We start from the raw sequence: 12,698 nt of genomic DNA, 5'->3' as shown, positions 1-12,698 counted from the left end.
CGCCGCGCCGTTATCGGGCTGCGACCAGCAGGCTGGCGAGGTCGCCGGGCGTCAGCAGAACGTCGCGACCGAGCTCGGAAAGACGTGTGAGGCCGAGCGCCCCCATCGTGCGTTCGACCTCCTCCCGCAGGATGGTGAGCGCCCGTTGCGCCCCGAGCTCGCCACCGGCGGCCAGTCCGTACAGGGTTGCCCGGCCGATCATCACCGCGTCCGCGCCCAACGCGACAGCCTTGAGCACGTCGCTTCCGCGAGTGAAGCCGCCATCCACGAGCACCGGCACACGGCCGCCGACCGCGGCCACAACCTCCGGGAGCAGTTCGATGGGCGCCGGCGCGGCATCAATGGTGCGGCCGCCGTGGTTGCTGACCACGACCGCATCGGCACCGGCATCCGCCGCGCTGAGCGCGTCATCCGGATGCAGGAGGCCCTTCACGATCAGGGCGTGCGGCCAGCTGTCTCGGACGCGGCGCAGGAAGTCCCAGGTCAGCGAGTCGTCTCTGACGAGGAACCGCTTCCTCTCGGCGGGGGTCAGGGCGCTGGGGACAGTCACGTTGGCAAACCCGGGCAGGCGTCGCTCGGTGAGCAGGTAGCGGCAGGCGGTGCCGAACGTCCAACGCGGATGGTGAACGGCCTCGATCAGGTGGCTGGGCCGGAACTTCATGGGGAAGGTCAACCCGCGGCGCTTGTCACGCGGTTGGTTGAATCCGATGGTGGTATCGACCGAGAGCACAAGTCCGTCGAACCCGGCTCGCCTCGCACGGTCGATCTCTTCGAGTGTTGCCCGGGTGTCCTGCCAGACGACGGGCTGGTACCACTGGGTTCCGCCGCCTTCTTTCCGCACGGTTTCCATGGGTGTGTTGGTGGTGCTGGTGAGGACGAACGGGATGTTGGCGGTGGCTGCGGCACGCGCGAGAGCCACCTCGCCGCGGTAGGAGATCCAGCTGGTGACACCGGTCGGCGCGATCACCAACGGCAACCCGTGCCGTTTGCCGAACAGCGATGCCGATGCGTCACGGCGAGAGGTGTCGCGCAAGACGCGATGCACCAGTTTGAGGGCCCTCAGGGCCTCGCCATTGTGTCGTACCGCGACGTCGTCCTCGTTGCCGTTGTCGAGGTTGTCGAATAGCGCCACGGGCAGCCGCTTCTGGGCAAGCTCTCGCAGGTGGTTTATGTCCACCGCGCGCTCGGCAGCACTTGTTGTCGCCACGGCTGGGCCCTCGTATTTCGTTCGTGTCCGGCGCCAACGCTTCGGACGGTGGATAAGACCGACCCGGCGGCTGCGGAACCGCAGCCGCCGGGTCGATCGACGGGTTACTCCCGGCGCTTCCCGGTTTCCATGTTGTTGATCGGGATGCTCGGAATGGCGTGGTCCTCGAGACCGAACTCGGCCAGGATCTCGTCGTACAGTCCGATTTCGACCAGGTGGAGCAGTGCGGCCTGGAGGGCGTCACGCAGCTCGTCGCGACCCTTCAGCACAGCGGGACCGCCGCTGAACGAGTAGTCGGCGTCCACGACCTTGATGGACTCCGGCTGCCGTGCCATGTAGCCGTTGGCGACACCGGTTGAGACGATTCCGTACTCGGCCTGCTCGCTGGAGATCGCGAGCATGACCGCTGCGTTGTCCACGAAGGAGCTGATTGCGGCCGGCTCCTTGCCCGCTGCCTCGCACTTCTCGGATACCGCGATGGCGGTCCGCTCCGCGATCGAGGTCTTGGTCACAGCCACCGACGAACCGCACAGCGCCTCGTCCATGTTCACACTGTCGTTCTCGTTGTCGGCGTGCGCCGCAAGCCCGACGCCGCTCAACTGCACCGAGATGATGTCGAACAGCTTCTGACGCTCCGGGTTGTCGGCCATCTGGGCGATGTCGTAGCGCCCCGACTCGACGCCAGCCTGGATGGCGTCGTTTGTCACGATGTCGAACTGCGGCTCAAGGCCGAGCACCTGGGCCGCTGCCGTGTAGAGCTTCACGATCGAGCCCGTGTGCTCACCGGCCTCGGTGGTGTACTGCTCCGGGAAGTTCGTGCCCAGGGCGCCGATCTTGAGAACGCCGCTCTTCTTGATGTCCTCCGGCAGCATGTCCGCAATCTCGGGAACAACCTCAATGGCGCTCGACTCGGAGTCCGAACCGGGCGCACCTTCGTCAGGCGTCTCGCCCGGTGTCGCACACGCGGTCAGTCCGAGCAGCACCGCAAGGGCACTCGCGGTCGCCAACTTCTTCTTCAACAGCATCATTGCTTCCTCTCTGGTTGGTACAAGGGTGGTGCGGTGACAGGGATGGGTTGCCCTGTCATTCGGCGACTGGCGTCGCCGAATGGCTATGCGATGGCGAGTTGTCGGCTCACCCCGTTGACCTGGGCCAAGAGGCCGCCGGCCAGCAATATTTCGCGTTCGGCGGGACTGAGCTGGATGCCGAGCACGAGCGTCCGCCCGTCGCGAGTGGTCACAGTCAGTTCAGAGTGGCCGTGCGCGATCGCGGCCTGCAGCCCGGAGATCGACCACTCGTCGCCTTCATCCGTGGTGTCGCCGGCCGGGCGGATCAGCGGCGCGATACCCGCTGCGATGAGGTTCCGGCGGTGGATGCGCGCGTAGCTCTTGGCCGCGACGATTCGCACGCCGAGGTGCAGCGGAATGAGTGCCGCGTGCTCTCGCGATGAACCCTGCCCGTAGTTCTCGCCGCCGACGATGATGCCTCCGCCCCAGTCGATCGCCCGATCATGGAATCCCGGGTCAAGACGGTTGAACATGAAGCGGGCGCAGACGGCGAGGTTCGACCAGACTGACATCGCGATCACGCCATCCGGTGCCATGTCCCCGGTTGAGATGTCGTCTCCGACGACGATCAGAACCCGGGCCTTCAGGTCGGCCGGCAGCGGTTCGGGCAGTGGCGGCGGCACCAGGTTCGAGCCTCGTTCGATTTGCACGTTGCGGCGTTCTGCCTCAGGCAGCACGCGCGTGATGTTCGCTTCGTGCAATCCAAGGTCGGGTGCGGCGGCGGCCACGAGCTCCAGCGGGCCAAGCCCCGTCGCCTCCGTGATCGTGCCCGTGAGCGCGCTGGCGGCCGCGGTCGAAGGGGAGCACAAGTAGACCTGATCCTCGGCTGTTCCGCTGCGTCCCGGGAAGTTGCGGTTGAACGTTCGGAGGGATGCGGCGCCGGCTATCGGTGCCTGACCGATTCCCACGCACGGTCCGCAGATCGGCTCGAGCATCCTCGCTCCGGCTTTCATGAGCGTCTCGTAAACGCCGGACGCGATGATCATCTGCAGGATTTGGCGCGAACCAGGGGTGACGGTCAGTTGGACCCCGGGGTGCACCGACCGACCATCGAGGATCGCAGCTACGGTAGCCAGGTCGTCGTACGAGCTGTTCACCGATGACCCGACGCACACCTGCACCACCGGGGTCGGCGGCAGGTCGGCAACAGCGACGACGTTGCCCGGCGAGTGAGGGACTGCCACAAGCGGTCGCAGCACGCTCAGGTCGACGCGCTCGACGGCGTCGAACTCTGCATCGGCATCTGCTGCGAGCGGGATGAAGTCACTCTCGCGTCCTTGCGAACGCAGCCACAGGCGGGTCTGCTCATCGGATGGGAACATCGCCGTCATTGCGCCGGTCTCCACGATCATGTTGCAGATCGTCGCGCGCGCGGAGACGGACAGCCGCTCCACCGCTTCCCCGAAGAATTCGAACACCTTGCCGCGGCCGCCGCGGACGCCATGCCTGCGAAGCAGTTCGAGGACGATGTCCTTGGCCTCGACGGCGATTCCCAATTCTCCGGTGAGCTCGACACCGACAACTTCCGGGCATACGAAGTCGAAGCCGTACCCCGCCATCGCGACTGCTACCTCGAGTCCGCCCGCACCCAGCGCGAACATCCCGAGGGCTCCGCCCATCGACGTGTGGGAATCCGCCCCGACGAGGATCTCGCCCGGCTTGCCGAATTTCTCCAGGTGAATGTAGTGCGAGATGCCGTGCCCCGGTGGCGAGTACCGCACACCGTAGCGGTCGCAGAACGATCGCAAGTAGCGGTGGTCCTGCATGTTGCGGTCGTCGATCTGCAGCACGTTGTGATCGATGTACATGACGGCGAGGGGCACGCCGATCCGGTCGACGCCGAGCATCTCGAACTGCATCGCGGCCATGGTCCCGGTGGCGTCCTCGACGAGGATTTGGTCGACGCTCACCGTGCAGTCGAGCCCGGCGCTCAACGCACCTCCGCTGACCAGATGCGCCCGCAGAGTCTTGCGTGTGAGGGTATCGCCCACCACCGAACCTCCACTTCGAGAGCCAATGAGAAGGACTCTATGGTGACTCACATAGTGAGCGCAATACCGCAACGTGAGTTTTCTGGCAGCGCGCAGAAAGGAACGCCAATGGGACGAATGTCCCGGATGCGGCAGGGAAGTGGATTGCGCGAGTCTCCGACGCGCGAAAAACGGGTGGGCTGCGGGAGGCTAGTGCGCCGCTGCAGACCGCTTGGGGGACTCGGCTGATGCCTGCAGCATGGCAAGGGCCGCTGGTCGGGCCGCCAGGATGTGGCTCGTCATCACTGCGGCGACCAGTTCCGCGTCGCCCGCTGCTATGCCCCTGATGATGTCGCGGTGGTGCATCATGCTCCGCTCCAGGTCTTCGGTCTCGAAGCCCCGGAAGGTGCGGCCGACCATCGACACCGACGTCAGGGTATTGATCATGCTTTCCAGCAAGGTGCTCTTCGCCATCCCGACAACCGTCGCATGGAACTCGGCGTTGAGTCGCGCCAAATCGTCGAGGAAAGTCGCCGGGCGGCGGGCGAGAAGTTGCTCCATCTGCGCCTGGACTGCCTGGAGCTTCTCAACGTCTTCCGGATTCGAGTTCGCTGCCGCCAAACGCCCCGCGTGCGCCTGCAAGACTGCCCGGAGACCGTAGGACTCGTAGATCTGCTCCGCCGTCCACGCGCGCACCGTCGCCCCACGGTTCTGGGCGATCTCCACTAGTCCCTCGGCCGCCAGAGTACGAAGCGCCTCACGCACCGGTGTTCGACTGGTCCCGAACTCCAGGGCGAGCGCGCCCTCTCGCAGTTTCGTGCCCGGAGCGAGCGACCCATCCGAGATCCGCTCCAGGAGCGCGTGGTAGACGAGGCCATTAGCGTCGACGAACTCTGCCACTTGGGTTCCTCCACCTGTGCGCACGAATAGCTGCCCATACTGTAGTCGCTGCCTCGGCGGCAGCGACCTAGGGCCGCACCCTCGTGGGATGCGGCCCCATTGCCGCGGGTAAGCGGGTTAAACGGCCGTCCGGCCCAGCAGGTGTGCGTGCAGAGCGGCGTCGAACTTCTCCGGGTATTCGAGCTGCGGGGAGTGTCCGCAATTCTCGAGTTCGATCTCTGTCACGCTGCCGCCGGCGGCCTCGTATTCCATGAGTACGTTGCGAGTCTGTTGCTTCATCGGTTGCGCCGGAGCGACCTCTTCGCCCGGCCAGCCAGGGATCGCACCGAGCTGACCGAGGTAGTTCAGGTCGAAGTACGACGTGTCGGACACGATCGCGTCCTGGGTGCCGTGGATCCACAGCACGGGCGGCTTTACCGCGAGGTCGACGATTCCGGTCGTGTTGAAGTACGTCGGCGCCATGGTGTTGAGCACGCCACGGTCGCCCGGAGCGAAGCCGGGCCAGTTCTCACTCGGGGTGGAGTTGCCTGGATAGTTTCCGTCGGCGACCTTCGTCGTGAGCATCGACTCGACCCACAGGTCCTCGTGGTCGCCCTGGTAGCCGGGTGCGACGTACGCGGAGCGGAACACCGAGCGCGGCGAAGTCTGCTCATCCGCAGTGCGGTCGCCGCTGTGCAGCCTCGCTTTGAAGTCGGGGTTCACTCCCCCGGCACCGGAACCTGCGGCATCCGGTGTCAGCAGGGACCCGTCAAGAGCGGTTGGCCCGAAACCGTACGGCGACACCGGCGCCTGCAGGGTGACGGTGCGCACGAGCTCGTTGTGGTCGAGCATGAGCTGCTGCACAACTCCGCCGCCCATGCTCCAGCCGACGAAATGCGCCGACTCGATGCCCAGCGCGCGGAGCACGGATGCGACGTCGTCGGAGTAATCGGCCAGCCCACGTGTCGCGTCAACCGCCAGCGTCTCGCTGTCGCCGAAACCACGCAGGTCGATGGCGATCGCCCGGTAGTTCGCAGGCAGGCGCAGCATGGTCGGCTGCCAGAACAGCGATGACGAGACGTTGCCGTGGATGAACACGACGGCCTCGGCGTTCGGGTCATCTCCGTCGCGTTCCAGGATGTTCGCGTTGAGCCGGTCGGTCTTCAGCGTGCGGGAACTGATCCCGTCGATCAGAGTAGCGGTCATGCAGCAAGTTCCTTCCCGATGGTGAGCGGCGGCTCCGTTGCCGCCCGCACCTCGTCCACGGTCACGCCGGGAGCGAGTTCCTGGAGCACGAGACCAGCGGGCGTCACGTCGATGACGGCCAGGTCCGTGATGATCCGGTCGACGACACCCCGGCCGGTGAGCGGAAGGGAGCACTCGTTCACGATCTTTGCCGAGCCGTCCTTCGCGACGTGCTCCATGAGCACGATGAGCTTGCCCGCGCCATGCACCAGATCCATCGCACCGCCGGGACCCTTGACCATCTTGCCCGGGATCATCCAGTTGGCGAGGTCGCCGTTGACCGACACCTGCATCGCACCGAGGATCGCGGCGTCGATCTTGCCGCCGCGGATCATGCCGAAGCTCATCGCTGAGTCGAAGAACGCGGTGCCGGGGAGGGTGGTGACGGTCTCCTTGCCTGCGTTGATCAGGTCGGGGTCGACCTTGTCCTCGGTCGGGTACGGTCCGACCCCGAGGATGCCGTTCTCCGATTGCAGCACGACGGTCAGGCCGTCCGGTACGTAGTTCGGGACCAGCGTCGGAAGGCCGATGCCCAGGTTGACGTAGGCGCCGTCCTCCAGTTCGAGTGCTGCCCGCGCCGCCATCTGCTCGCGTGTGAGTGCCATCAGTTGCCGCCCTTCTCGGTCACGGTGCGCCGTTCGATGCGCTTCTCGATGTCGCTTCCCACCTGGACTACCCGGTGCACGTAGATTCCCGGCAGGTGCACGGCATCCGGATCCAACTCGCCCGGCTCCACGAGTTCCTCGACCTGCGCGATGCAGATCTTGCCTGCCATCGCCGCCAGCGGTGAGAAGTTGCGCGCGGCCTTGTTGAAGACGAGGTTGCCGTGCCGGTCGCCCCTGAGCGCGTGCACGAGCGCGAAGTCGGTGGTGATCGCATCCTCGAGCACGAACTCCAGGTCGCGGCCGCGCACTGTGAAGGTGCGGACCTCCTTCTCGGGTGAGGCGATCTTGACGCCGCCGTCGCCGTCGTAGAGGCGCGGCAAGCCGCCCTCTGCGACCTGCGTGCCAACACCGGTCTGGGTGAAGAAGGCCGCGATCCCGGATCCGCCGGCGCGCAGCTTCTCGGCGAGAGTGCCCTGGGGGGTCAGCTCGAGCTCGAGTTCGCCGGACAGGAACTGCCGCTCGAACTCTTTGTTCTCGCCGACATACGACGAGGTCATCTTGCGGATGCGTCGGGCGGCGAGCAGGATGCCAAGGCCCCAGTCATCCACGCCGCAGTTGTTGCTGACGATCGAGAGGTCCTTCGAGCCCCGCTCGAGCAATGCCTCGATGAGGATCATCGGGTTGCCGCTCAGGCCGAACCCGCCGACGGCAATGCTGGCACCGTCGCCGATGTCGGCGACCGCTTCGGCCGGTGAGGCGACCCTCTTGTCGATTCCAGTCATTCAGACTCCCGCTTTCTTCTCAGCCCGGGCGAGCGCATCCTGAACCACAGCCGCGACTACGCGGGCGCCCCTTCCTCCGAGCACGATCGTGTAGTGATTGACATCGTCGACCTCCAGCGTGGAGATCCGTGGGAAGCGCTCCGCCCAGCCTGCCACCTGCTCGCTCGTGTACAGCGGAGCCGCGTTCATGAGCCCGCGGGGTGCGCGAAGGAAGGTCGCGTCGTGGGTCATCCCGGTCAGCGCCGACATGACCGAGTCGCTGCCGGACAGCTCGGCGGAGTCCTCTGCGACCGCCTGGTAGCTGGTCGACGGGCGCAGCTCGGGTTCGCTGCCGTCCAGGTCGTAGTCGATGTAGTCGAGCACGACATCGTTGAGGTCGTCGGCGAACGCCGGATGCTCTTTCCAGAACTCGACGTAGGCCGCCCGCGTCGGGAAGGTCATCGACAGCCGCTCCTGCGCCGGGCCGAGCACCGCCCGGGTGAAGTCGGCATCGGACATGCCCTCCGGCACGGTCAGCGGAAGACCGCCGTCGACCAGTACGAGCTCCGCGACTCGCTCCGGATGCCGGTGGGCGAACACCACGGACGCGAACCCGCCCATAGAGTGCCCGACGACAACCGGCCGCTCGACCCCGAATGCGTCGAGCACCGCAGCCAGGTCGTCGGCGTGTGATGGCATGCCGTACGGTCCCGGCAGCCGGTTGCTGCGGCCGCGGCCGCGCAGGTCCGGCGCGATGATGCGCACGCCGGGCAGCGCCTCGCTGAGGTACGGCCAGGTCATGTGGCTCGCCGTCACGCCGTGCACCGCGAGGATGGTCGGTCCCTCCTCCGGCCCCCAGCTGCCCACCGCGAGTTCTCCGCCGCGCACCGGGATCATGCGGGCGCGGTAGTCCGGCGCTGTCATCGGGAGCTCCATCCGCCGTCCATGGTGTACGAAGCACCGGTGACCATCTGGGCTGTGTCGCCGGACAGCCAGCGCACGAGGTCGGCAACCTCGGTGGGCTCGAGGAGTCGCTTGATGGCGCTTTCGGTGAGCATGATCTTCTCGACCACTTCGGACTCCGGGATGCCATGCACGCGCGCCTGGTCGGCGATCTGCTTCTCGACCAGCGGGGTGCGCACGTAACCCGGGTTCACGCAGTTGCTCGTGACGCCATGCGGCCCACCCTCGAGGGCGGTCACCTTGGAGAGACCCTCCAGGCCGTGCTTGGCCGCGACGTAGGCGGACTTGAAGGCGGATGCGCGCAGGCCGTGCACGGAAGAGATGTTGATGACCCTGCCCCAACCGCGCTCGTACATCTTCGGCAGCGCTGCCCGGATGAGCAGGAACGGCGATTCCAGCATGAGCCGCATGATCAGGTTGAACCGGGCGGGGTCGAAGTCCTCGATGGGGCTGACGTGCTGGATTCCGGCGTTGTTGACGAGCACGTCGATGTCGAGGTCGAGGTCAGCGAGGGCGGACGTGTCGCTCAGGTCGACCTGCCATGCCTCGCCACCCACCTCCGCTGCGACCCTGGCAGCCGCATCGCCGTCGAGGTCGGCGACGATGACGTGGGCTCCCGCCTGGGCGAGCGAGTGCACGCACGCGGCGCCGATGCCGCTCGCACCGCCCGTGACGAGGGCCCTTCGGCCGGTCAGGTCCGTCATGCTTGTCCCTTTCTCTGCTCGGGGGCGCCGAGGCCCCGCTGGATGAAGCTCATCATCTCCTCGAACACGTGGTCCGGGACCCGTGAGGTGCCGCTCGCGGTGGGGTCGTTGTCGGCGCCGGCGGCTCCGTCCTCGCCCCAGAGCACCCACCGCATGCCGACCATCTCGCCGATGCCCATCAAAATCCAGGCGACAACGGCCGGGTCAACATCGCCGATCTCTCCGTGGTCCTTCGCTTCGCGCAGGCCCTCGATGTAGCCGTCGACGATCCGCGTGTAGTGCATGCGCAGCGCCTTCGGCGACACCGATTCCGCTTCACGCACGATGCGGTACAGCGCGGGGTGCTCTGCGGTGAACTGGAAGAAGCCGTGGTAGCCGGCGCGCTCGGCTTCGAGTCGGGTCGGTGCCCCCTCCATCGCGTCGCGCATCGCATGCCTGACCCTGCGGTTGAGGTCCTCGACCAGCTCGTCGAAGATCTCCAGCTTGCTGCCGAAGTAGAGGTAGAACGTGCCCTGGGCCACGCCGGCGGCTTCGGTGATGCGCACGATCGATGCCTCGTGGTAGCCGCACTCGGAGAACACCTTCTCGGCTGCGACGAGCAGCTTGGAGCGGGTCCTGTTGCCCCTCTCGGTGCGTGGCGCGTCAGTCATCGCGGCCCGCCGCTCGTGTGCTCGCTCGCCTGCTCGGCCAGGTACGCGTCGACCAGCGCGCGGCGCAGCACCTTGTTGCCACTCGAGCGTGGGATGGACGGCACGAACCGGATGCGCTTGGGCACCTTGTAGGCGGCCAGGTCGCGACCGCAGAACGCCAGCAGGTCCTGTTCGTCGGTTGCATAACCCGGCCGGACGACCACGTGCGCGATCCCCACCTCGCCCCACCGGGTATCCGGGACACCGACGACCGCGACATCGGCGACCGCCTGATGGCCGGCAAGGACACTCTCGACCTCGGCGGGCGAGATGCTCTCGCCACCGGAGATGAAGATGTCGGAGATTCGATCGACGACCTGGTAATACCCATCGGAGTCGCGGCGAACCAGGTCGCCGGTGTGCAGCCAGCCGCCGTGCAGCGCGCGAGCGGTGCTCTCCGGATCGCGGAAGTAGCCGGGGAAGACGCTGGGGCCTGTGACGAGCAGCTCCCCTGTGGCCTCGCCGTCGAGGATCTCGCCGGTGATCGCATCCGCCACGGCGACCTCGACGTGCGGGTACGGCTTGCCCGCGAGTCCGATCTTGGTGCGGGCGTCCTCGTCCGGCAGGCACAGCACGTTCGGGCTCGCCTCGGTCAGGCCGTAGCCCTGTGTCAGTGCGACGCCACGCGAGTGCCAGGTGCGCAGCAGCGGTTCCGGCATCGGCGCCCCGCCGACGACAGCGTGCCTGAGGCTGGAGAAGTCGGTGCCCCGGAAGGACGGGTGCTCGGCGAGGAACAGGTAGTTCGCGGGGACACCCATCATGGTGGTGATCCTGCGGTCCTGGATGAGCTGGAGGACCCGCCCGGGGTCGAAGGTGCGCTCGAGCACGACCGTCGCGCCGACCCACCAGGCGAGCAGCGGCTGAACGTTCCAGCCGCCAACGTGGTACTGGGGCATGACCGCGAGCACCGTGTCGCGGCTGGTGATCTCGACGGTGCGCGAGAACGCGAGGTTGGTCCAGAAGCAGTTGGCATGCGTGAGGATGGCGCCTCTGGCCGGTCCCTGCGTTCCGGACGTGAAGATGATGAGCAGGCCGTCGTCGTCGCGCACCGCGCGCTGTTCTGGAAGCTCGGCCGGGTTGCTGCGCACAGGGTGCGGGACGCTCGCCTCGATTCCGCTGCCGCCGAGGGCCTCGACGGCCGGCTGCGTGACGAGCCGCTTGGTTGTCGCCGCCGCGAGGGTGCGGAACTCTTCCTCGACCAGCAGCAGAGCCGGGTCGGCGATCTGCAACTGCTGGGCGAGTTCGCGAGGGGACAGCCGCCAGGACAGCGGCGCCAGGATGATGCCGGCCTTCGCGCACGCGAAGAACAGCACGACATGGTCGGCGCTGTTGCCGGTGATCGTCGCGATGCGGTCGCCGACGCCGTACCCGCGCTCGAGCAGGGCGGCCGCGAGGTTGCTCGCGCGCTCGTCAAGGTCGCGGTAGGTCACGACTACGCCGCGATCGTCTACCGCCACCCGGTCCGGCGTCGCGACCGCACGGTCACGGGTCCACCGGCCGAGCGTGTGCAGCCCGTCGTTCACACGACCTCCTCCAGGACATCCCTCTCAGCCCGGACGTTCGACCGTCCCCGCGTGACGCGCTTCGCCAGTCCGGCGATGCCGCCCGGCAGGAACAGAACGACCAGGATGAACAACGTTCCCAGAATGAAGAGGGGTTCCGAAAGGGGGATGCGAAGGAAGTCGGGAAGACCTGCGATCGCTTCCGAGCCGGCAAGCACGGTGAGTCGCTGGTCCAGCAGCGTGTAGACGACACCGCCGATGACGGCGCCCCAGCGGTAGCCGACGCCGCCGAGCACGACGATGACGAGCAGGGTCAGGGTGAAGTCGGCGGTGATGATCTTCTGCGTGGCGCTCGACTGCAGCAGCAGGTAGGCCATGCCGACGATGGTGGCGAGCACCCCAGCAACGATGAAGGTGAGCAGCTTCACGAAGTACGGCCGGATGCCGATGACGCGAACACGCAGCTCGTTCTCGCGCGTCGCCGCGACGACGTGGCCGGCCCGGGACTTCTCGAACCAGCTGGTCACGAGGAACACGAGCACCAGCACTGCGAGGCAGACCCAATACAGGTTGCGCGTGTTGAGCACGCCCACCAGTTCATCCGGGATGTGCGTCGTGTCGAGTGCGAGTCCCTCGTCGCCACCGGTCCAATCGGCGTTGCGGCGCACGAGCACCGAGCCCGCCTGCGCGAACGCGAGGGTGACCATGGCGAACCCGATCCCGGTGACCCGCAGGCTGACCGCGCCGACTACGCCTGCGATCAGAAGGCCGACGACCAGCGTGATCACGATCGCCGGGATGAGCTCCATCTCGAACCGGCGCAGCACGATCCCGAGGCCGTAGGCGCCGGCCGCGAAGTACAGCGCATGGCCGAACGAGAGCAGCCCGGCGACACCGAAGATCAGGTGGTAGCTGAGCGCGAGACCGGCGATCAGCATCGTGAACGCGAGGAGCTGCAGCGTGCCGGGCGTGTAGGTGGCGCCAGGCAGCACGCCAGGGATGCTGAGGTTCAGCATGGGCAGCAGCGCGAGGAAGCCGACGAGCAGCGCCCCGAGCACCCACTTGACGGCCGGGCGGGTGAGGAAGTCCATCACCGAAGGCTTGTT

The 12,698-nt window shown here is 66.9% G+C and carries 12 protein-coding genes; all 12 read right to left on the bottom strand.

Going from position 1 to position 12,698, the window contains the following annotated elements; genetic code table 11:
- Positions 1-10: 10 nt before the first annotated feature.
- A complete protein-coding gene (locus HGK58_RS06700) occupies positions 11-1,207 on the bottom strand; it encodes an alpha-hydroxy acid oxidase (RefSeq protein WP_168626703.1) in 1,197 nt (398 codons plus the stop codon).
- 104 nt (positions 1,208-1,311) lie between these two features.
- Positions 1,312-2,232, bottom strand: coding sequence for a transporter substrate-binding domain-containing protein (locus tag HGK58_RS06695; protein ID WP_168626702.1), 921 nt, complete (start codon positions 2,230-2,232; stop codon positions 1,312-1,314).
- Positions 2,233-2,318: 86 nt separating this feature from the next.
- Entirely contained in the window at positions 2,319-4,265 is a 1,947-nt protein-coding gene (locus HGK58_RS06690; RefSeq protein WP_168626701.1) for an aconitate hydratase, read from the bottom strand.
- Between the two features lie 189 nt (positions 4,266-4,454).
- Positions 4,455-5,144 (bottom strand): GntR family transcriptional regulator, encoded by a 690-nt coding sequence (locus HGK58_RS06685; RefSeq protein WP_168626700.1) that lies wholly within the window; start codon positions 5,142-5,144, stop codon positions 4,455-4,457.
- Positions 5,145-5,261: 117 nt separating this feature from the next.
- Positions 5,262-6,329: an alpha/beta hydrolase gene (locus tag HGK58_RS06680; RefSeq protein ID WP_168626699.1), complete on the bottom strand. Its 1,068-nt coding sequence runs from the start codon at positions 6,327-6,329 to the stop codon at positions 5,262-5,264.
- Complete coding sequence (locus tag HGK58_RS06675) at positions 6,326-6,973, bottom strand: CoA transferase subunit B (protein ID WP_193509883.1); 648 nt, start codon at positions 6,971-6,973, stop codon at positions 6,326-6,328. The genes HGK58_RS06680 and HGK58_RS06675 overlap by 4 nt, the downstream gene beginning before the upstream one ends.
- A complete protein-coding gene (locus tag HGK58_RS06670; RefSeq protein ID WP_168626698.1) occupies positions 6,973-7,755 on the bottom strand; it encodes a CoA transferase subunit A in 783 nt (260 codons plus the stop codon). Before HGK58_RS06670 ends, HGK58_RS06675 begins: the two co-directional genes overlap by 1 nt.
- Complete coding sequence (locus HGK58_RS06665; RefSeq protein WP_246865372.1) at positions 7,756-8,658, bottom strand: alpha/beta fold hydrolase; 903 nt, start codon at positions 8,656-8,658, stop codon at positions 7,756-7,758. It abuts the gene before it with no gap.
- Positions 8,655-9,401 (bottom strand): 3-hydroxybutyrate dehydrogenase, encoded by a 747-nt coding sequence (locus HGK58_RS06660; RefSeq protein WP_168626696.1) that lies wholly within the window; start codon positions 9,399-9,401, stop codon positions 8,655-8,657. Before HGK58_RS06660 ends, HGK58_RS06665 begins: the two co-directional genes overlap by 4 nt.
- Complete coding sequence (locus tag HGK58_RS06655) at positions 9,398-10,051, bottom strand: TetR/AcrR family transcriptional regulator (RefSeq protein ID WP_168626695.1); 654 nt, start codon at positions 10,049-10,051, stop codon at positions 9,398-9,400. Before HGK58_RS06655 ends, HGK58_RS06660 begins: the two co-directional genes overlap by 4 nt.
- Positions 10,048-11,613 (bottom strand): AMP-binding protein, encoded by a 1,566-nt coding sequence (locus tag HGK58_RS06650; protein WP_168626694.1) that lies wholly within the window; start codon positions 11,611-11,613, stop codon positions 10,048-10,050. The genes HGK58_RS06655 and HGK58_RS06650 overlap by 4 nt, the downstream gene beginning before the upstream one ends.
- On the bottom strand, positions 11,610-12,683 hold the full coding sequence (locus HGK58_RS06645) for a branched-chain amino acid ABC transporter permease (protein ID WP_168626933.1): 1,074 nt from the start codon (positions 12,681-12,683) through the stop codon (positions 11,610-11,612). Before HGK58_RS06645 ends, HGK58_RS06650 begins: the two co-directional genes overlap by 4 nt.
- Positions 12,684-12,698 lie beyond the last annotated feature (15 nt).

Origin of the sequence: Cryobacterium sp. BB307, from assembly GCF_012274275.1 — a bacterium.
In the GTDB taxonomy this organism is placed as follows: Bacteria; Actinomycetota; Actinomycetes; order Actinomycetales; family Microbacteriaceae; genus Terrimesophilobacter.
The sequence above is the reverse complement of the archived record's forward strand: the minus strand, read 5'-3'. Positions and strand labels throughout refer to the sequence as shown.

What these genes read in the sequence shown, in the direction of transcription:
- HGK58_RS06695 (WP_168626702.1), bottom strand. Translation starts at nt 2,232, where the DNA reads ATGCTGTTGAAGAAGAAGTTGGCGACCGCGAGTGCCCTTGCGGTGCTG.
- HGK58_RS06680 (WP_168626699.1), bottom strand. Translation starts at nt 6,329, where the DNA reads ATGACCGCTACTCTGATCGACGGGATCAGTTCCCGCACGCTGAAGACC.
- HGK58_RS06675 (WP_193509883.1), bottom strand. Translation starts at nt 6,973, where the DNA reads ATGGCACTCACACGCGAGCAGATGGCGGCGCGGGCAGCACTCGAACTG.
- HGK58_RS06670 (WP_168626698.1), bottom strand. Translation starts at nt 7,755, where the DNA reads ATGACTGGAATCGACAAGAGGGTCGCCTCACCGGCCGAAGCGGTCGCC.
- HGK58_RS06665 (WP_246865372.1), bottom strand. Translation starts at nt 8,658, where the DNA reads ATGACAGCGCCGGACTACCGCGCCCGCATGATCCCGGTGCGCGGCGGA.
- HGK58_RS06660 (WP_168626696.1), bottom strand. Translation starts at nt 9,401, where the DNA reads ATGACGGACCTGACCGGCCGAAGGGCCCTCGTCACGGGCGGTGCGAGC.
- HGK58_RS06655 (WP_168626695.1), bottom strand. Translation starts at nt 10,051, where the DNA reads ATGACTGACGCGCCACGCACCGAGAGGGGCAACAGGACCCGCTCCAAG.
- HGK58_RS06645 (WP_168626933.1), bottom strand. Translation starts at nt 12,683, where the DNA reads ATGGACTTCCTCACCCGCCCGGCCGTCAAGTGGGTGCTCGGGGCGCTG.